Consider the following 17,976-nt stretch of genomic DNA (forward strand, 5'->3'; position numbering starts at 1 on the left):
TACTCCTAATATATAAAAATATGAGCACCGTTAAACTATGTTTTCGACTGAGCCTCGTACCCAACGGATACTGCAGTGCTCCTCAGTCAGGACGCAAAAATCAGGCGTTAAACGCCTGATTTCGCATAACCGGGAAACGCAAACACGTTTTCCAGTTCTTTATTGATTAAATACCCGCGGCTGCCTTCAGTGCATCCACCTTGTCAGTTTTCTCCCAGCTAAACTCCGGCAGTTCGCGACCGAAGTGACCGTAAGCAGCTGTTTTAGCATAGATAGGACGCAGCAGATCCAGTTCCTGAACAATGCCCTTCGGACGCAGATCAAACACTTCACGTACGATTTCAGCCAGCTTGCTTTCATCGATTTTGCCAGTGCCGAAGGTATTGATCATCACTGAAAGTGGACGCGCAACACCGATGGCATATGCAACCTGAACTTCACAACGATCGGCAAGGCCTGCTGCCACGATGTTCTTGGCCACATAACGCATCATATAACATGCGGAACGGTCTACCTTTGTTGGATCTTTACCGGAGAATGCACCACCACCGTGATGACCGAAACCACCGTAGGTATCTACGATAATCTTACGACCGGTTACACCGCAGTCACCTACAGGGCCGCCAATCACAAAACGGCCGGTTGGATTGATGTGATATTCTGTGTCTGCATGCAGCAGACCGGTTGAACCCAGCACAGGATTGATGACTTCATCCATGATTGCTTCGGAAAGTTCTTTATGTTCAATATCAGGATTGTGCTGGGTAGAGAGCACTACCGCATCAATAGCTACAGGTTTGTAATTTTCATAGCGTACAGTGACCTGAGATTTTGCATCCGGGCGCAGGAACTCGAGCGAACCGTTTTTACGAACCTCAGCCTGTTTGGCCACCAGCTGATGTGACAGATGAATGGCTGTCGGCATCAACACATCAGTTTCATTCGACGCATAACCGAACATCAGCCCCTGATCGCCTGCACCCTGATCCAGATCAATACCCTCACCAACGTTGACGCCAGCGGCAATATCAACCGACTGTTTGTCGAGGGAGACCAGCACGGAACAGGATTCCCAGTCAAAACCCATGGCCGAGCTATTGTAACCGATATCCTTAATCGCGCCCCGTACAACATCCTGATAATCGATGACAGCGGAGGTAGTAATCTCACCTGCAATCAGGGCAAGGCCTGTCGTGACCATGGTTTCGCAGGCTACGCGTGCGTATTTATCCTGCTCCAGAATCGCATCGAGTACGCTATCGGAAATACGGTCAGCAACCTTATCCGGGTGTCCTTCAGACACAGATTCAGATGTAAAAACAAAGTTTTTGCTCATGAATAATCTATCCTTATTGAAATAATATACTTACAAATTAACGGAGTTGGAGCGCAGTATAGACGAAACAGGGTAAAGCGCCAAACACAGCTAGCCACGACTCATTGTCAGAACAAAGCCAAGCCCCATCACTGTAGCAGATAGTAGCAGCAAACCCGTGCCGCCATCGTTGACTGCACTCCAGACCAGTCCGCCACCACCAGCAGCTGATAGCATGGCACCAGCAACCACAGAGAAGCGGGATGGTTCGTTGTTAAAGCTTACTTCACCCTGCTCAATGCGTGAGAGCACGCCATCCACCTTGGCCGGAAGCTGCATCCAGTTATACAGCTGGCCACGTATCTCTTCACCCAGCGCCTCAGCCTTACCAACCGGCCCCATATGACGTGCCATCCACTCGGTAATCATCGGCCGGGCCAGCATCCAGATATTTGCCTGATCAGCCAGTTCCCTGGCTACCCCTTCAATCACAACCATTGTCTTCTGCAGCAGCAGCAACTGCGGCTGTGTTTCCATTTTGAAGCGTTCTGTGACTGCAAACATCGAGAGCAGCAGTTCTGCGATTGAAATATCAGCCAGCGGTCGGTTAAAGATCGGTACAGCAATCTCACGCAAGGCATCTTCAAACGCGGAGATGTCGGTCTCGGCAGGCACATAACCGGCTTCAACATGCACTTCTGCAGCACGACGATAATCTTCCTGCAGAAATGCCAGCAGCATACCTGCAATGTATCGGCGTGATTTGATATCAAGCCTGCCCACAATGCCGAAATCGATAAAGATGATATCGCCGTTATCGCCTACAAAAATATTGCCCGGATGCATATCTGCATGGAAGTAACCATCGGTAAAGACCATGCGGAAAAACTGAGTAGCGGCTCGCTCACACAGCTTCAGACAGTCGTGCCCTGCCGCCTCCAGCTTTTCCCGCTCATCAATCGGCGTCCCTGAGATACGTTCCGTGGTCAACACTTCGGTATGGGTATAGTCCCACATCACCTCAGGCACTCGCACACCTTCGACTTCGGCAAAGTTTTCACCAAAGCGACTGGCATGTGCAGCTTCGGCACGCAGGTTCAATTCCCCGCGAATAGTGGTGGCAAACTCTTCGATAACCTGAGGTGCTTTCAAGCGATGATATTCAGGGAAATAGCGGTGAAACAGGCCTGCCAGCAATTTCAGGATGGCAAGATCGGATTCGATGGTGCGACTGATATGATCGCGGCGCACCTTCACGGCCACCTTGCGTCCATCTTTCAGTTCGGCAAAATGAACCTGGGCGATTGAGGCTGCAGCAACCGGTGTTTCATCAAATGCGGCATACACGCCATCATCCCCGGTCAGTGGTTGTTTGAAGCTCTGTTCAATCACGCGCCGTACTTTTTCAAACGACTCCGGCGGCACATCGTCCTGCAGCTTTTTCAGCTCAAGCGCCACATCCAGCGGCAACAGGTCGACACGTGTGGAGAGCATCTGTCCGAACTTGATAAACGTCGGCCCGAGCTGTTCAAGCACCAGCCGGATCTGCGTGCCAAGGTCTTTCGGTAACTCATCACCACGGAATAGCTGCACAAGCCATACATAGGGATAAAACAGACGAAGCCGTACGGCCAGAGCCGCCATGCCATGCGTGGCCAGAATATGGCCAATACGCATCAAACGAATATTGCGACGGAGATTGGCGGGAAGTCTCATATCCGGATGCTGATCACTGTTTCTCGACTGCTTCTGTGAGATGTTCCAGCTTGTGCTCCAGTCTGGTCATGCGACCTTTGGTGCGGGATATCTGATGTGACAGATGTTCGACGCCAGCCTGCCACTCCTGCAAACGCGTACTGTCAGGTACGTCCATGCCACGCAGACTATTGCTCAATGCCTGTTTCGAGCCTTCGGCCAGCTTCTGTTCAGCAGCAACCAGAGCATGCGCAGCCTTGGCCACGCGGGTGCCGAAAAAATCGCCGAATGCGGCGCGCAATTCGCGCTCCCAATCGAGGTCAGCTGCTGCAAACAATTTCTTGAATCGCAACATCGCATCGGAGTCGCCCGACAGCTTCAAAACCTGCTGGAATACCAGATCATCAGGGTCCTCATGGCCGAAACACATGCGTGCAAAACCGGCTGTCGTGGCGTTCATGCGCACATCAACATCACCATTATAATTCGAATGCACCCAGGCCTTTCCACGCTTGAAGCCCAGGAACATGATGGCATCGGTATCACGTACATGGATACGAAAAACACGTCCTTCCATATCAGCCAGACAGGGCTTGAGTGATTCATCACGCGAAAATACCAGCTCCAGTACGGTGGTCATCACCACGCACTGTACCGGCACGGGAATCAACCTTAACGGCAAAAACATCACACTCACGGGCGTCCTCCGGAAATCTCACGAAGCTGTGCTTCGCCCGCCATCCGTGGCGGGAGAGTGATTGCGTTCATACCTTATATCCTCTGTGCAGGGCTACGATGCCGCCGGTCAGGTTATCGTGTTGCACCAGATCGAAGCCTGCGCCTCTGATCAGTTTGGCAAAACGCTGCTGATCGGGGAAGCGGCGAATCGATTCAACCAGATACTGGTACGAGTCACGATCACCGGTTATTTTTTCACCCATAAACGGAATCACATTAAAGGAGTAGGCATCGTATACGACATCCAGGCCCGGCAATGTCGGACGCGAAAATTCCAGACACATGAACTGCCCGCCCGGCTTCAGGATACGATAAAATTCAGCCAGTCCCGCTTCGATATCCAGAAAGTTGCGAATGCCGAAAGCAATCGTGACACAATCAAAGCTGTTATCTGCAAAGGCGAGTTTGGTGCCATCGGACTGAATGCAGTCTGCCCTACCGGGCAATAAGCCTTCATCAATTACTCTTCGCGCACCCTCAGCCAGCATCGGGCCATTGAGATCGGTCAGCACCACGCGCCCGCTGGGTCCCATTTTTTTAGCCAGACCGATCGCGATGTCACCAGAGCCTGCTGCCACATCCAATACGCGAGAACCCGCACCTATGGCTGCCGTGGCAATCATCTTGCGTTTCCATAAGCGGTGCATGCCGCCACTCATGGCATCGTTCATAATATCATACTGACTGGCAACCGATGAGAACACGCCCATCACGCGATTGACCTTCTCCGTACCCGTTACGGTTTCAAAACCGAAATGGGTCGGGCTGGCTTCAGCACCGGATGAGGTGTCGGGATCAATGTTTGGGTTTATATCATTCATGGGATGCGCATCGTATCAGGCTAACCGCCACTCTCCAAATGAAAGCCGCAGCACAGTTATCTGTCACTGCCTGCATCGCCGTTCAGGGGCTTGTCCGGCAAGTCTCCCATACAGTTTTTGAGTCGCCGAATATTGCTTTAAATCCACAGGAATACGGCCAAAACGGTGCATAAGCTGTGGATAAATAGTGTATAGTTTGTGTGTATCAAAGCACTACAGTTAGTGTGCTTCGATTGCTTGACACCCTAGATATAGTGCCTACACTCGCCACCACTATTTTGCATTTTCACACATTAGCAGAGGGAATAATTGGGAGGCCGCATGAGCATCACATCAAATGCTTTAAGCATTGCATCGGTTCAACAGGATCATGAAAGCAAGGCTGCCGAAATCGGCTTTCAGCCTGCATCGCTTGATATCTGGGACAAAAAATATCGCCTGAAGGACAAATTCAACAACAATGTTGATGATGGCATTGAAGCAACCTATGAACGCGTTGCCAAAGCCCTGGCCGCGGTTGAAGATGAAGACAAGCGCGACGAGTGGTTCGCGAAATTCACCTGGGCACTGGCCAACGGTGCGATTCCGGCCGGGCGCATTATGTCCAATGCAGGCGCGGAAGCGCACAAACCTGCCACCTCCACCATCAACTGCACGGTATCCGGTACAATTCCCGATTCCATGGATGGTATCCTTTCCATGGTACATGAGGCCGGCCTCACCCTGAAAGCAGGTTGCGGTATCGGTTATGAATTCTCCACACTGCGCCCGAAAGGTGCTTATGTATCCGGAGCAGGAGCTTACACCTCCGGCCCGCTCTCGTTCATGGATATCTATGACAAGATGTGTTTCACCGTATCATCTGCCGGTGGCCGTCGTGGCGCTCAGATGGGCACATTTGATATCAGCCATCCGGATGCCATGGACTTTATCCGCGCCAAGCGTGAAGACGGGCGCCTGCGTCAGTTCAACCTCTCCTGCCTGATCACACGTGATTTCATGGAAGCCGTGAAAAATGATGCTGACTGGGACCTGGTTTTCCCGGCCACACAGACTGAAATCGACGATCCGGAAACGCGTATCGTGTTCAGAACAGTGGCCAATCCACCCAAGGACGCCACACACGATGATCGCGGCCGCGTTGCCTGCAAGGTATATAAGACCATCAAGGCACAGCGCCTGTGGGATGTCATCATGGCGTCAACTTATGACTATGCCGAGCCGGGCTTCATTCTGATTGATGAAGTAAACGACATGAATAACAACTGGTTCTGCGAAGATGTGCGCGCCACCAACCCATGTGGTGAACAGCCATTGCCGCCATACGGTGCCTGCCTGCTTGGCTCCGTCAATCTAACCAAGTTCGTACGTGAACCATTCACTGAGAATGCTTATTTCGACTGGGATGCCTACCGTGATGTAGTCTCTATTTTCACTCGCATGCTCGACAATGTTGTCGACATCAATGGCCTGCCACTGGAAAAACAGCGTGATGAAATTCTCTCCAAACGTCGCCATGGCATGGGCTTCCTGGGGCTTGGTTCCGCGCTGACCATGCTGCGCACACCATACGGCACTGCCGGCTCCCTCGAATTCACCGACAAGATTGCCTATGAAATGGCACGCACCGGTTTTGCGACAGGCTTGCAACTGGCTGAGGAGAAGGGTGTCGCCCCCGCTTTGGAAAAAGATTACGAAGTTACCCGTGAAATGATGGCCAAACGCCCTGAAATGGCTGATGACGGCATTAAAATCGGAGACAAACTCAGTGGTAAAATCCTCTGGGCCAAATATTCGAAGTATATGCAGAAGTTCCTGGCTACCGGTTCACAGGAAGACAAGGCGATGATTGAAGCACTGATCGAGAAAGGGTGCCGCTTCACGCATCACTCATCTATCGCGCCAACCGGCACCATCTCTTTGAGCCTGGCTAACAATGCCTCTAACGGTATTGAGCCCAGCTTTGCCCACCACTATGCGCGCAACATCATCCGTGAAGGCAAAAAATCGAAAGAGAAAGTGGACGTATTCTCTTATGAGCTGCTGGCCTATCGTGCACTAATCAATGCAGATGCCATGCCCTTCTCTCAGGATGAAGCAAGCAAACTGCCGGACTATTTCATCTCGGCTGATGAAGTTACACCGAAACAACATGTCGATATTCAGGCTGCGGCCCAGCGCTGGGTGGATTCATCCATCTCCAAAACTGCAAATGTGCCGACTGATTTCCCATACGAGGATTTCAAGGATATCTACCTCTATGCCTACGATCAGGGCCTGAAAGGCTGCACCACATTCCGCTTTAATCCGGAAGCCTTCCAGGGCGTACTGGTAAAAGAAGAAGATCTGGAAAACACCGTGTATAAATTCAGCCTCGATGACGGCACCGTAGTTGAAGCCAAGGGTAATGAAGAGATTGAATATGACGGTGAAATGCATACTGCCGCCAACCTCTTTGATGCACTCAAAGAGGGGTATTATGGGAAATTCTGATTCCGGCAACGGAATCAGCTGGCCGGAGTTGAACTTCCCGCCGATAAACCTGTGGGCCTTGAACAGCTCTCCCGTCACAGCAAGGGATGGTGAGAGCACCCACAACTACCGGTCGCAGCGTCCGGGCATGAAAGACCATGAAAACTCGCTGCGTAATTTTGGGCAAGTCCGGATGAATCAGATTCTGACCATGCGTGGAGGTAAAAGATGAGCATTAAAATCGATAGCAAAATTACCGGTTACGAAGTAAAGAAACCCGGAGATGATGCCAAACAGGAAGAGAGTGCAGTTGTACACCAGATTGCGCCGTTGCTTGAGCGTGATGACATCCTTGAAGGCAGCACCTACAAAATCAAAACACCGAATTCTGAACATGCTATGTATATCACCATTAACGATGTCATTGTCACTGAACCGGATGGATCATCGCATCGCCGCCCGTTCGAGGTGTTCATCAACTCGAAAAACATGGAACATTTCATGTGGATCGTTGCGCTGACGCGTATTACTTCTGCCATCTTCCGCAAAGGCGGCGATGTCACCTTCCTGGTTGAAGAGCTGAAAGCTGTATTCGATCCGCGTGGTGGTTACTACAAACGCGGTGGCAAATATATGCCATCTATCGTTGCAGAGATCGGAGAAGTGATTCAACAGCATCTGATTTCCATCGGCATGATGGAAGGCCAGCTCAATAATTCCGAGCTGCAGGCCAAGCGTCATGAAGCTGAAGAGAAGCTGGGATCAGATGCCATTGCCAAAGGCAACCAGTGCGACAAATGCGGTGCCATGGCCGTTGTAAGGCTCGATAATTGTAACTGTTGTCTGGAATGTGGCGATTCTAAGTGCGGATGACACCCAAGAGTTGTAAACTTAGACAGTAGTCACTCAAAGCACATAAACCTATTAAAAGGCTGTTATTCATTGAATAGCAGCCTTTTTGTTTTGTTGCCGGTTCGGGAGGAACATTTTGCCGGACGGCGCACGGGCGGATCATCCAAGTGTTTGAATTTACAGGATATTGATACTGGCTTCTATCTTGCAACACACCGGGTATGCAAGTGATGCCGCACACCTCTTTTCTGGCTCCGCCAGCAGTGAACCGTCCAATGAACGGGCAACCGGTTCATGCAAAACCTGAACCGGTGCAGCAACTATCAGCACCTGAAAAGACAGACAAGGCATCCGGTTTATGGGAAGAAAAGAGATTCGGGTTCGGGGATTTCCTGGATATGATTAACCCGCTGCAACATCTGCCGGTCATTTCGACCATTTATCGCAAAATCAGTGGCGATGAAATCGGTGATGCGCCACGTGTCATCGGCGGTGCCATTTTCGGCGGCGTGCTCGGCAGCCTGATCGGCGGTCTTGCCTCGGCGTTGGTTAATGTCTTTAGCAGCCGGACCACGGGCAAAGATATTGGTGAACATATGGTTGCAGCTACCACTTCGACACATGCAAAAGCCTCATCGCCAGTGGCACATACCGGAAGTGAAGCAGATTCATTGACTGCGGCAGTTACACCACCGCCACCCAGACACGTATCTATCCAGCCCACTGTTCAGATGCAGCCGGAAATCACGCCTGCCACGGCACAAGCAAGGCCAATCGGCACAAGCCCGGCTTCCCCTGCGCAAGTGATTCAATCTGTTTCATCACTGAAAGCCAGCGAAATACACGATGCTATCGGACAATACAGGCAGCAGATGATTCTTGATGATATCAGGCGGGAAACCAGTTACTGGGCCTGAAACCACCACTGCCTGTCCGGCAAGCGCCATCCAAACAGCTCATCTGCAAAACCTTTCTACAGCCCTCGCGCAGCAGCAATCACGGCCTGCCCCAAAGACAGGCCGCCATCATGTGGCGGCACCTGATTGTGCTGCAAGACTGTAAACCCGTCTGCCTCAAGTACTCGCGGCAGATAGGTGGAGAGCAAGCGATTCTGGAAAACCCCGCCAGAGAGAGCGATCGTATCAAACTCATGTTTCTCTCTTAAGCGCTGCACCACTCTGGTCAGGGCGGAAATCAATGTGTGATGGAAACGGGATGCGATAACTGCCGCTTCAATACCGAGTTGGATATCAGCCAGCAGTTCCAGCCACATCGGTTGCCAGTTCAGCTGCAGCAAATCGCCATCATCAATCCGGTATGCATAGGCTGCATTGGCCTGTTCAAAACAGGTCGTGGCCAGTTTCTCCAGCGCGATGGCTGCCTGAGCCTCAAATGAAACCTGTTCGCGATATACGCCGAGGCATGCCGCCACAGCATCAAACAGGCGTCCGCATGAGGAGGCAAGCGGAGCATTAAGACCTTTATCCAGCATGGACTGCAGCATCGGGAGCGGTTTGTTTTGCAGGAATTGCACCATATCGACATCCGAATAATGGTCACATACCTGATCCCAAATCGGCAGCAGATGTGCCAGCGTATTGCGCCATGGCTCACGGCTTGCAACAGCACCACCGATCATGGCAGCCGGCTGCAAGCAGGCCAGCCGCTCACATGTCCGGTAATCGGCCAGTAATATTTCACCGCCCCATAAGCTGCCATCATCACCGAAACCCAGTCCGTCCAGCGCAATGCCAAGCAGCGGTTTTGCGTCGGCCTGCAGACCGGAATCAGCCATCACAGATGTAATATGCGCATGGTGATGCTGTACCGCAGTCAGGCCGATATTGAATTTTTGTGCCCGTTTTTCTCCCCATTGTGAGGAGAGGTAATCGGGATGTTTATCGATGACAAGCTGTGCCGGAGTAGATAAAGCAAACAGAGCATCGAGTTGTGTAATAAACGAGCGGTAGACATGCTCCTGCTCCAGATCGCCGATGGCCTCACTCATCTGTGCCCGGCCATCCCTGAGCAGGCAGAGACTGCTTTTCAATTCGCCGCCCAGTGCCAGCAGCGGCGCTGAAGCTTCAAAGCCTGCCGGCAGATCGATATGCATGCTCAACGGATCTGTCATTTCAACAGATGCGCGGTAGCTGTTCTCCGGCCAGCCAGTCCACCACACGCTGGCCACCGAATGTGGTTTGCATGACAACAAGCCGGGATTCATCGGCAACCACCTCACCGATCACGGCCGCCTCCCTGCCCAGTGGATGCGCCTGCATGACAGATATCAGCTTTGCTGCTGATGCCTTGGGGCAGATACAGGCAAGCTTTCCTTCATTGGCAATATACAGCGGGTCCAGCCCAAGCAGTTCACAGGCTCCTTTCACTTCGGCACGCACTGAAATATCAGTCTCATGAATCCGCATGCCTACGCCCGACTGTTTGCACAATTCATTGAGTGTCGTCGCCAGACCGCCACGGGTAGGGTCACGCAGGCAGTGGATATCCGGTACGGCCTGCACCATATCAGCCACCAGCCCATGCAGTGCGGCGGAATCGGATTGAATCTGCGTATCGAATTCCAGCCCCTGCCGGCTGGAGAGAATCGCAATGCCATGATCTCCGATATAACCGCTGACAATGATGGCATCACCTGCTTCTGCCCGATCACCGGAAACCCGTATGCCTTCGGCAAGCACTCCGATGCCAGTGGTACTGATAAACACGCCATCGCCTTTGCCGGACTCGACCACTTTGGTATCACCCGTCACCACCGGCACACCGGCCAGACGGCTGGCCTCTGCCATCGAGATAACGATCTTCTCCAGTTCAGCCAGTGAAAAACCTTCCTCAAGAATAAAACTCGCCGACAAATAGAGAGGTTTCGCGCCGGACATGGCAACATCATTAATCGTGCCGTGCACCGAAAGTGAACCGATATCCCCACCCGGAAAAAACAGCGGCGATACAACATGCGCATCTGTCGAAATGACCATACGGCCAGCCGACACCTCGAACAGTGTGGCATCATCGCCCTGTCTCAACAGTGCATTATCAAGGTGTCTGGTAAATAAACCATCAATCAGCGCAGCAGATGCTCGGCCGCCGCTGCCATGCGCCATTTCTACAAGGCCGTTTTTGATATCCAGTCGACTCATACCCGGGTCTCGGCGCTGCGATATCTGCCATAGCTGTATTGTGCTGCACATGCCCCTTCAGATGACACCATGCAAGCGCCCTTGGGCTCTTCTGGCGTGCAGGCCGTGGCAAACAGCTTGCACTGATCCGGGTCACTGATACCGCGCAATACCGCAGGGCAGATGCAGCCCTTCACATCGGCCGTCTGCATCTTTTGCATGGCAAAGCGTTTTTCGGCATCAAACAGCGCATATTGCGCATTAATCTGCACCGCACTGGCCGGCAGATCACCGAGTCCGCGCCATTCAAACACGGAGCGCGGCTCAAAAACCTCTGCCATCAATGCCTGAGCCTTCTGATTACCCGTTTCCCTGACTGCCCGGACATACTGATTCTCCACCTCACATCGGCCCTGATTGACCTGACGCACCAACATCAGCGTGGACTGAATGACATCCAAGGGCTCAAAACCGGCGATCACCAATGGCATACGATATAAACTGCAACAGTCGGCATAGGCATGGCTGCCGATAATCGTGCTGACATGTGAAGGGCCGAGAATACCGTCAATGCAGGCTTCACCGCTTGAGAGAATATGCAGCATGGCAGGAGGGGTCAGAACATGATTGCAGAATACCGTAAAGTTTTTTAAGCCCTCGGCCCGGGCAATGCGGATTGCCGCGGCAGTCGGCGGGGTCGTGGTTTCAAAACCGATGGCAAAAAAAACGACCTGCCGATCAGGGTTTTCACGCGCGACTGCAAGGGCATCGGAACTCGAATAGATCATGCGGATATCTGAACCGCGCGCTTTTGCCCTGTTCAGACTATCACCCTTGCCTGCAGGTACGCGCATCAGATCGGCATAGGTGCAGAGTATCACATCTTCGCTCTCTGCCAGCTTGATCGCAGCTTCAATGCGTCCGGCCGGTAATACACAGACCGGACATCCCGGCCCGTGTACATACTTCAGGTTTTCCGGCATCAGATCATGGATACCGAAGCGGAAAATCGCATGTGTATGACCGCCGCAGAACTCCATGAAACGGTATTGGCGCTGTGGGTCTATCTCATTGTGAATCCGTGCAGCTAACTCGCGCGCCTTATCACCATCACGATATTCATCGACATATTTCACGCTTCGCTATCCCTCAGTTCATCAAACAGTAAAAGCGTTTTTTCTGCTTCTATCGGATCGATGCGCTCAAGCGCATAACCGACATGGATCAGCACATAATCACCAACATTTATTTCATCAAGCAGCACGGTGGAAACTTCTTTTCGGATACCATCCAGATCAACCATCGCTGTAGAGGAAACATCATCCAGTGATTCGACCCTGGCCGGAACGGCAAGGCACATTAGCTGTTTTGTTCCGGGGAAGATGCGCCGATTCGTGCAATGTCCAGATTCGCCCGGACCCAGCTGGACCAGTCAGCCATGCCTTCACCTGTTTTGGCGGACAGTTTAAGAATTTTGATGCCGGGATTAATGCGGCGGGCATATTCACAGCAGGCATCCACATCAAAATCGACATAGGGAAGCAGATCCGTTTTATTCAGAATCATCAGGTTTGCAGTGTGAAACATATCCGGATATTTCAACGGTTTATCAGCCCCTTCTGTGACCGAAAGAATCACCACTCTGGCTGCTTCACCAAGATCAAAGGCGGCAGGGCAAACCAGATTCCCGACATTTTCAATAAACAGCATGCTGGCCGGGTTCGGCTTCAGCTCATCAATGGCATGGCCGATCATGTGTGCATCGAGGTGGCAGCCCTTGCCGGTATTAATCTGCACGGCTGTGCTGCCCGCACTGCGGATGCGCTCGGCATCCAGCTCGGTTTGCTGATCACCTTCGATAACCGACACAGCAATCTGCCCGGACATGGCTTTGATTGTTTCACTGAGCAGGGTCGTTTTTCCGGATCCCGGGCTGGAGACAAGGTTCAGACAGAGGATGCCATGTTCACTGAAGTAGCGGCGATTGGCAGCTGCATATTGATTGTTTTTGCTCAGTATATCCTGTTCGATACTGATCAGGCGTGATTGCTCCATACCGGCCACGTGTACTCCGGCTTCGCCACGACTGTAGTCGTGTTGATGTGAGTGATGATGTTCATGCTGGTGATCATCCTGTTCACCACATCCGCATACCGTACACATCACAACACCTCCACATGTTTAATTCGCATCTCATCTCCCTGCCTGAGTTCAACGGGATAACCACCACACAGCGGGCAGACATCAAACCGGTGTGTCATCTCTACAAGTTCCCCGCAACGACTGCAGAAGCCACGTCCGGGAATCTCGTCTATTTCAAGTACGGCATTCCGGGCCACACTGTTTCGGGCCACCGCCTCAAAGGCAAACCTTAATGCATCAACTTCTACACAGGAGAGTCTGCCGATCTCCAGCCGTATACTTTGAACACGCCTGAACTGCTCTTGCCGGGCTTTATCCTGCAGCATCTCCACAATGCCCTCGCACAACGAAAGTTCATGCATGCAAATAACCGCGATCGTGACCCATGCAAAGATGCTAACAACTCCGCCTGTCGATTCCAGTGCCGCAAGCCAGTCCATCATGGCTCTGATACGCCCGGATAAAAAACGGATCTGCTCTCCTGCTGCGCTTAAGCCTGCTTGCAGTACGGGAAATATCTGCGACATTAGTATAAAGTTGCGCCATTGATGCATTGCACAGATAGAAAACGGGGGCCTGACGGTCCCCTTTTTTATAAGTCTTTATTACAACGAAGAGGAATTTATGACACCTGATGACTTAACGATCGATTTTGAAGAAGGCGGCATCCTGACCACCAAACAGCTGGATAAAGTAATCCTGAGCAAAGGTGCCTGGACAACGATCATGTTCCGCTATGTGAACTGGGACTTTAAAACTGAAGCGTACGGTGAGGATAAATTTACCATTCGCCGCTTCCAGAAGCGTAATGGTGAATACACACCCCGCTCGAAGTTCAATATCACCAACGCCAAACAGGCCAGGCAGATTGTTGAAGCGCTGAACGGCTGGATCGAGGAGTAGGCAAGCGCTGAATCCATCGCCAGATACATGAATCAGAGCCGTCACACGATCAGTGTGGCGGCTTTTTTATGCTATAGTAAAAACGCACACCTTTTTACTGGAGGGTGACCATGCAAAGGCACCATATAACACTTCTCGCACTACTGATTCTATGCACCGGCACATCCTGCTCATCCGACGCCCCCGCCCGCATTCTTGAGGAGGGCGAATGGGAAATGACGACGCAAATGGAAATGAGCGGTATGCCTGCAGGAATGCCAGCCATGCCGCCAATGACACATCGGCAGTGCCTCAGCAACGATATGATGGTGCCTGCGCAGACGGATAAGCATCAGAATTGCGAAAAGATCGAACAGTTGGTGTCGGGAAATACCGTGACCTGGAGCATGCGCTGCACTGCAAATGGCATGATTTCAGAGATGAGCGGCACCACCACCTACAGTGGCGATACCATGGAAGGCAGCATGCACATGAACTCGCAGGGCATGACAATGGAAAGTCATATCACCGGCAAACGCCTCGGCCCGTGCAAGTAAGGCCATAAAAAAGGTTCATCGAGCATTAGCGTGAACCATGCCTGAAGAAGACTTTTGATCCCTGTTAAATAGATACATTCAATAGTTACTACTCTGCTAAAGCAGAGCATTCCCCTTTCTTTAGCGGTAAAGAAAGGGGTGAAAGAAAGCCGCCCCGGAACCAGCCTGTCCTGCGGATTCCCGATCCTGCATACCCAAAACCGGTCACGGCTCCGCCGCTTTATTCCGGTTTTGGACATTTGTCTCGGCAGCCTGCTAGCGGGGGATCCAAAGGCTGAGGTCCAATGTGTGATAAATCTACCAGGATTTTCAACCCCGTTCCAAGATGCGCCGGAGTATTTACTGTTCAATGGGATGAGGCGACAAACAGAAGGTACCGTTTGGACGAGCTTTAGCTCGCCCGAAGGGTGAGAGCCATGCAAGGCTCGAATCAAAAAGGTTTCGCCCCATTGAACAATAAATGCGCAGGGAGAAGCAGATTGCCGGGCAGCTTTCTTTGGTTCGTTTCTTTTCTGGAAAAGAAATGAACAAACAATCCCGCCATAATAGCAAGAGAGAAACGCCTTCAGTTCTTACAAAGACTGTTTCCCGGACTTCCGCGATGAACCATAAAAAAGGGAGCCGAATGGCTCCCCTTTTACATCATCTGATCATTGAACTGGAGCCGGCAACAGGAGTCGAACCCGTGACCTGCTGATTACAAATCAGCTGCTCTACCAACTGAGCTATGCCGGCCAATCACAACTTCGGCGAACTATACGCAGCGCAAAGACGGACTCAAGCATGAGATTATAATGATTGTGAAAACGCTATGCATACCTGCCCTGCAGCATGCATAGAAAGCAATAGAGATATCATCTGCCGGACGCTATATTCGTTTCTATGGAAGCTGTATCCACTCAAGACATTGAAGCATTAACCGAAATTGCCAATCGTTTGCCCGGCACGCAGAGCAACGAACTGCTGGAGCTGATTGAATCATGGTCCAGATGTTCGCGCCGCTCACCGCGCACTCAGTATAATGAACAGGTTTCGTTCAAATCCGAGGACAAACAGCATTTCGGAAAAGCCAAAGACCTGAGCACTGCAGGCATCTTTATCGAAGGCCCTGACCGCTTCGAAATCGGTGATCAGGTTCGTATTACACTTGATGTCAGTATTTCGTCCGATCTTGTCGATCTCGGCGGCACAGTGGTGCGTCATACTGAAAGCGGCATAGGCATCCGCTTTAATTATGAAAGCCCGCAAGACAAAGACCTGATTGATGCCTTAATCGGTAGTCAAAACGCAGCCTAGATAACTGCTTTTTTCCTGAGTACTGAGCAAACAAGCCTGTCCCGAACAACAACTTAAAACCTGAATTTTACGAATATGCTATAATAGTCATATGATGATGGTATCCGGAATCACACTCTATCATGAGCGCCCGCCTGCAGTTGTGGTGCCACCATCCGTATTACATCAGGTTTCAACTTCCCCATCTGTCGCAACCGGTACACAGGCGGTTTCCGGTTACGCCGCAGCACAGTGGCAACAACACCCCGACCAGTCCGACCACTCCCGCCAGGACTCTTACAACCTGCACGGCAAGCTTGTTCATCACTGGGAAAGCACAGGTTCACGTCTAGACAGGCTCGCCTAAAACGAATTGAAAAACACCGCGTGATTTGATTAGTTTGCCGCTACAGGCCGGTTGGTGTTAATGAGTAACCGCGAGCCGGTATGAGCAATCTATGCGAAGCAGCGGGTGTTGCTTCGCATAGCGCGATAGATCAAATGACTGGATTATAATCCGATTTCCCCAGTGGTACGGAACCTCCGTAACCAGATAAGCAGACGCGATTCACGCTATGAATCCCGGTCAAAATCCACTGATCGCCGTCATACGTTCAATCACTATGGTTGCTCGCATCTGGCTGGCGGCATCGGATGGTAGATGACATGGCAAGGCATCGTGGAATGCTTCCAGTGCCAGAAGTCGACTGAATTCACCAGCCAGATAGCGACCAACGGTTCCGGATTGTTCAACCTCATGCACAACAGATTCCCTGCCATCGAGGACCGCGATCAGGTCTTCGAGATCATGACTGGCCATATTATCCCTGTTACCGCGCCCGTAGAAGGCTTCCAATTTCGTTGCCAGGAACCACGGGGCGGCAGCCAGTCTGATCACGATTCCGGCAGGCAGGCTTATATTGATTGCATTTGCTATGGCCTCTGAATACCAGCGATTGGAAAACCCGAGAATGGCCGCATCCGTCGGCATCACATCCACTGTCACAGCACCGAACACCCATCGACACATGGGCGCGCCTTCGCTTAAATCTTCCCGAAATCCTCTGTTTCGCAATTTTTCGGCCAACCGGTGATAGTCATGAAGGCTTGCGACCTCGACTATGACATCCACATCCTTTGTCTCTCGCGTCGGAGGAGCGGCAGAGTCGCTAATCAGCAACCCGGTGGCGCAGCCGCCAACAAACACGATCTCATCCAGAAACGGCCGCAATCCGTCTGCTGCCAGCTGCAACATTTCAAGGTTCGGATCATCACGCCTCACCGGATGAGAGCCTTTCAGCAAGCTTTTCAAGCGCCATATTTCTTTCGCGCGCACGGCCCCCGCGAATCGCATCCACCATGGCCAGCAATTCGTAAAAAGCGGGATCTTTGCGTGCGGCCGCAGGCGCGGATTTATGCAGCGGTGAAAATGATATGCCGCGCACCTCTCCCATCGGATCGGGCCAGACCTGGGGTAATTCGCCGGAAGGGACAAATTCGCGGTTTAACGGCGGTGCAAATGCGGCGGTTGGCACGCCACGGGTCGGCTGGCCGATCTCCGGTACAAAGGCAAAGCGGACACCGTGCAGAATAAATTCCTTCAAATTCGCCATTACCGGCCTGTATCCAGCATCTTTCCTGATCAGGTTTGCCCGGATCAAGCGGTGGATGGAATCATGCACCCGTGATGCACTCATACCAATCGCCTCGCCCAGCCGCTGCATGGAGCAGGGCTCGTTATTCAGCACAACCAGCTTCAGGGCAACATAGATATCCTGTTGTTTCAGTTCCATGACACAGCCTCAATAATTCTGGATTCTGGAATCCGGAATAAGGAATGTCAATCAGACATCCGATCTCTTAGCCTGTTGGCCTGCCGTTTCAGGCCAAGGCTGGTCAGCGAATAGCCGCGAGCAGGTATACGGAACTGGATTTCTTTCCAGTCCTGCGGCACTTCAGTAATTGTTATTCAGCGTTCAAAATTGACCCCCTAGAGGGGTAAATCAGCGTCCAAATTTGACCCCCCTGTAGTATCCCCAGCTAATGATTTAGTTGGAGGAAAAAACAGGAGTGATCACAGTGGAAACGAA

At 51.8% G+C, this 17,976-nt stretch carries 20 protein-coding genes, 1 tRNA gene and 1 riboswitch; of the genes, 8 read left to right on the forward strand and 13 right to left on the reverse strand.

The window, feature by feature from the left end; all coding sequences use genetic code 11:
* Window positions 1-15: 15 nt before the first annotated feature.
* Window positions 16-90: riboswitch (S-adenosyl-L-homocysteine riboswitch) on the reverse strand.
* Between the two features lie 76 nt (window positions 91-166).
* The 4 genes from metK to ubiE form a co-directional block, all read right to left on the reverse strand.
* Window positions 167-1,336, reverse strand: a complete 1,170-nt coding sequence (metK, locus tag MMIC_RS07370) for a methionine adenosyltransferase (RefSeq protein WP_072659821.1) — start codon at window positions 1,334-1,336, stop codon at window positions 167-169.
* A 90-nt stretch (window positions 1,337-1,426) separates the two neighbouring features.
* A complete protein-coding gene (gene ubiB / locus MMIC_RS07375; protein WP_072659822.1) occupies window positions 1,427-3,031 on the reverse strand; it encodes a 2-polyprenylphenol 6-hydroxylase in 1,605 nt (534 codons plus the stop codon).
* Between the two features lie 13 nt (window positions 3,032-3,044).
* On the reverse strand, window positions 3,045-3,698 hold the full coding sequence (ubiT, locus tag MMIC_RS07380) for a ubiquinone anaerobic biosynthesis accessory factor UbiT (RefSeq protein WP_227819414.1): 654 nt from the start codon (window positions 3,696-3,698) through the stop codon (window positions 3,045-3,047).
* A 76-nt stretch (window positions 3,699-3,774) separates the two neighbouring features.
* A complete protein-coding gene (gene ubiE, locus MMIC_RS07385) occupies window positions 3,775-4,569 on the reverse strand; it encodes a bifunctional demethylmenaquinone methyltransferase/2-methoxy-6-polyprenyl-1,4-benzoquinol methylase UbiE (protein ID WP_072659824.1) in 795 nt (264 codons plus the stop codon).
* A 321-nt stretch (window positions 4,570-4,890) separates the two neighbouring features.
* On the opposite strand from ubiE, the gene MMIC_RS07390 reads away from it, so the two are divergent.
* The 4 genes from MMIC_RS07390 to MMIC_RS07405 all read left to right on the forward strand — a co-directional run bounded on the left by MMIC_RS07390 (window position 4,891) and on the right by MMIC_RS07405 (window position 8,810).
* Window positions 4,891-7,062: an adenosylcobalamin-dependent ribonucleoside-diphosphate reductase gene (locus MMIC_RS07390; RefSeq protein ID WP_083530506.1), complete on the forward strand. Its 2,172-nt coding sequence runs from the start codon at window positions 4,891-4,893 to the stop codon at window positions 7,060-7,062.
* The gene (locus MMIC_RS12700; RefSeq protein ID WP_072659825.1) at window positions 7,049-7,273 is read left to right on the forward strand and encodes a hypothetical protein; all 225 of its coding nucleotides are present in this window, start codon (window positions 7,049-7,051) and stop codon (window positions 7,271-7,273) included. The genes MMIC_RS07390 and MMIC_RS12700 overlap by 14 nt, the downstream gene beginning before the upstream one ends.
* Window positions 7,270-7,914, forward strand: a complete 645-nt coding sequence (locus tag MMIC_RS12890) for a TSCPD domain-containing protein (RefSeq protein ID WP_072659826.1) — start codon at window positions 7,270-7,272, stop codon at window positions 7,912-7,914. The genes MMIC_RS12700 and MMIC_RS12890 overlap by 4 nt, the downstream gene beginning before the upstream one ends.
* A 209-nt stretch (window positions 7,915-8,123) precedes the next feature.
* Complete coding sequence (locus tag MMIC_RS07405; RefSeq protein ID WP_143144906.1) at window positions 8,124-8,810, forward strand: hypothetical protein; 687 nt, start codon at window positions 8,124-8,126, stop codon at window positions 8,808-8,810.
* A gap of 56 nt (window positions 8,811-8,866) precedes the next feature.
* Here the strand turns inward: MMIC_RS07405 and MMIC_RS07410 are convergent, their stop codons facing one another.
* Genes MMIC_RS07410 through hypA form a run of 6 tightly spaced genes read right to left on the reverse strand, consistent with a single transcriptional unit; the run spans window position 8,867 to window position 13,699 of the window.
* Window positions 8,867-10,072: a Kae1-like domain-containing protein gene (locus MMIC_RS07410; RefSeq protein ID WP_143144907.1), complete on the reverse strand. Its 1,206-nt coding sequence runs from the start codon at window positions 10,070-10,072 to the stop codon at window positions 8,867-8,869.
* Entirely contained in the window at window positions 10,026-11,051 is a 1,026-nt protein-coding gene (hypE, locus tag MMIC_RS07415) for a hydrogenase expression/formation protein HypE (RefSeq protein WP_072659829.1), read from the reverse strand. Before hypE ends, MMIC_RS07410 begins: the two co-directional genes overlap by 47 nt.
* Window positions 11,048-12,166 carry a hydrogenase formation protein HypD gene (gene hypD / locus MMIC_RS07420; RefSeq protein WP_072659830.1) on the reverse strand — a complete coding sequence of 373 codons (1,119 nt, stop codon included), beginning with the start codon at window positions 12,164-12,166 and terminating at the stop codon, window positions 11,048-11,050. Before hypD ends, hypE begins: the two co-directional genes overlap by 4 nt.
* Window positions 12,163-12,390: a HypC/HybG/HupF family hydrogenase formation chaperone gene (locus MMIC_RS07425; RefSeq protein WP_072659831.1), complete on the reverse strand. Its 228-nt coding sequence runs from the start codon at window positions 12,388-12,390 to the stop codon at window positions 12,163-12,165. The genes hypD and MMIC_RS07425 overlap by 4 nt, the downstream gene beginning before the upstream one ends.
* A complete protein-coding gene (gene hypB, locus MMIC_RS07430; RefSeq protein WP_072659832.1) occupies window positions 12,390-13,193 on the reverse strand; it encodes a hydrogenase nickel incorporation protein HypB in 804 nt (267 codons plus the stop codon). The genes MMIC_RS07425 and hypB overlap by 1 nt, the downstream gene beginning before the upstream one ends.
* Window positions 13,193-13,699: a hydrogenase maturation nickel metallochaperone HypA gene (gene hypA / locus MMIC_RS07435; RefSeq protein ID WP_227819411.1), complete on the reverse strand. Its 507-nt coding sequence runs from the start codon at window positions 13,697-13,699 to the stop codon at window positions 13,193-13,195. The genes hypB and hypA overlap by 1 nt, the downstream gene beginning before the upstream one ends.
* A 97-nt stretch (window positions 13,700-13,796) precedes the next feature.
* Here hypA and MMIC_RS07440 point away from each other — a divergent pair, with 97 nt between their 5' ends.
* Complete coding sequence (locus tag MMIC_RS07440; RefSeq protein ID WP_072659833.1) at window positions 13,797-14,075, forward strand: hypothetical protein; 279 nt, start codon at window positions 13,797-13,799, stop codon at window positions 14,073-14,075.
* A 110-nt stretch (window positions 14,076-14,185) separates the two neighbouring features.
* On the forward strand, window positions 14,186-14,611 hold the full coding sequence (locus MMIC_RS07445) for a DUF3617 domain-containing protein (protein ID WP_072659834.1): 426 nt from the start codon (window positions 14,186-14,188) through the stop codon (window positions 14,609-14,611).
* Between the two features lie 659 nt (window positions 14,612-15,270).
* Here the strand turns inward: MMIC_RS07445 and MMIC_RS07450 are convergent.
* Window positions 15,271-15,346 (reverse strand) — tRNA-Thr (locus tag MMIC_RS07450).
* Between the two features lie 147 nt (window positions 15,347-15,493).
* Between MMIC_RS07450 and MMIC_RS07455 the strand changes: the two genes are divergently transcribed.
* The gene (locus MMIC_RS07455; RefSeq protein WP_072659835.1) at window positions 15,494-15,907 is read left to right on the forward strand and encodes a PilZ domain-containing protein; all 414 of its coding nucleotides are present in this window, start codon (window positions 15,494-15,496) and stop codon (window positions 15,905-15,907) included.
* A 91-nt stretch (window positions 15,908-15,998) separates the two neighbouring features.
* Window positions 15,999-16,253 carry a hypothetical protein gene (locus MMIC_RS12595; protein ID WP_143144908.1) on the forward strand — a complete coding sequence of 85 codons (255 nt, stop codon included), beginning with the start codon at window positions 15,999-16,001 and terminating at the stop codon, window positions 16,251-16,253.
* A 219-nt stretch (window positions 16,254-16,472) separates the two neighbouring features.
* Here the strand turns inward: MMIC_RS12595 and MMIC_RS07460 are convergent, their stop codons facing one another.
* The gene (locus MMIC_RS07460; RefSeq protein WP_227819412.1) at window positions 16,473-17,198 is read right to left on the reverse strand and encodes a hypothetical protein; all 726 of its coding nucleotides are present in this window, start codon (window positions 17,196-17,198) and stop codon (window positions 16,473-16,475) included.
* A complete protein-coding gene (locus tag MMIC_RS07465) occupies window positions 17,158-17,679 on the reverse strand; it encodes a LexA family transcriptional regulator (protein WP_072659836.1) in 522 nt (173 codons plus the stop codon). Before MMIC_RS07465 ends, MMIC_RS07460 begins: the two co-directional genes overlap by 41 nt.
* Window positions 17,680-17,976: the final 297 nt, after the last annotated feature.

It is taken from the genome of Mariprofundus micogutta, from assembly GCF_001895085.1.
Lineage (GTDB): Bacteria > Pseudomonadota > Zetaproteobacteria > Mariprofundales > Mariprofundaceae > Mariprofundus > Mariprofundus micogutta.

Coding starts and splice junctions, on each gene's coding strand:
- metK (WP_072659821.1), bottom strand. CDS start 1,336: ATGAGCAAAAACTTTGTTTTTACATCTGAATCTGTGTCTGAAGGACAC.
- ubiB (WP_072659822.1), bottom strand. CDS start 3,031: ATGAGACTTCCCGCCAATCTCCGTCGCAATATTCGTTTGATGCGTATT.
- ubiT (WP_227819414.1), bottom strand. CDS start 3,698: ATGTTTTTGCCGTTAAGGTTGATTCCCGTGCCGGTACAGTGCGTGGTG.
- ubiE (WP_072659824.1), bottom strand. CDS start 4,569: ATGAATGATATAAACCCAAACATTGATCCCGACACCTCATCCGGTGCT.
- MMIC_RS07390 (WP_083530506.1), top strand. CDS start 4,891: ATGAGCATCACATCAAATGCTTTAAGCATTGCATCGGTTCAACAGGAT.
- MMIC_RS12700 (WP_072659825.1), top strand. CDS start 7,049: ATGGGAAATTCTGATTCCGGCAACGGAATCAGCTGGCCGGAGTTGAAC.
- MMIC_RS12890 (WP_072659826.1), top strand. CDS start 7,270: ATGAGCATTAAAATCGATAGCAAAATTACCGGTTACGAAGTAAAGAAA.
- MMIC_RS07405 (WP_143144906.1), top strand. CDS start 8,124: ATGCCGCACACCTCTTTTCTGGCTCCGCCAGCAGTGAACCGTCCAATG.
- hypE (WP_072659829.1), bottom strand. CDS start 11,051: ATGAGTCGACTGGATATCAAAAACGGCCTTGTAGAAATGGCGCATGGC.
- MMIC_RS07425 (WP_072659831.1), bottom strand. CDS start 12,390: ATGTGCCTTGCCGTTCCGGCCAGGGTCGAATCACTGGATGATGTTTCC.
- hypB (WP_072659832.1), bottom strand. CDS start 13,193: ATGTGTACGGTATGCGGATGTGGTGAACAGGATGATCACCAGCATGAA.
- hypA (WP_227819411.1), bottom strand. CDS start 13,699: ATGTCGCAGATATTTCCCGTACTGCAAGCAGGCTTAAGCGCAGCAGGA.
- MMIC_RS07440 (WP_072659833.1), top strand. CDS start 13,797: ATGACACCTGATGACTTAACGATCGATTTTGAAGAAGGCGGCATCCTG.
- MMIC_RS07445 (WP_072659834.1), top strand. CDS start 14,186: ATGCAAAGGCACCATATAACACTTCTCGCACTACTGATTCTATGCACC.
- MMIC_RS07455 (WP_072659835.1), top strand. CDS start 15,494: ATGGAAGCTGTATCCACTCAAGACATTGAAGCATTAACCGAAATTGCC.
- MMIC_RS12595 (WP_143144908.1), top strand. CDS start 15,999: ATGATGATGGTATCCGGAATCACACTCTATCATGAGCGCCCGCCTGCA.
- MMIC_RS07465 (WP_072659836.1), bottom strand. CDS start 17,679: ATGGAACTGAAACAACAGGATATCTATGTTGCCCTGAAGCTGGTTGTG.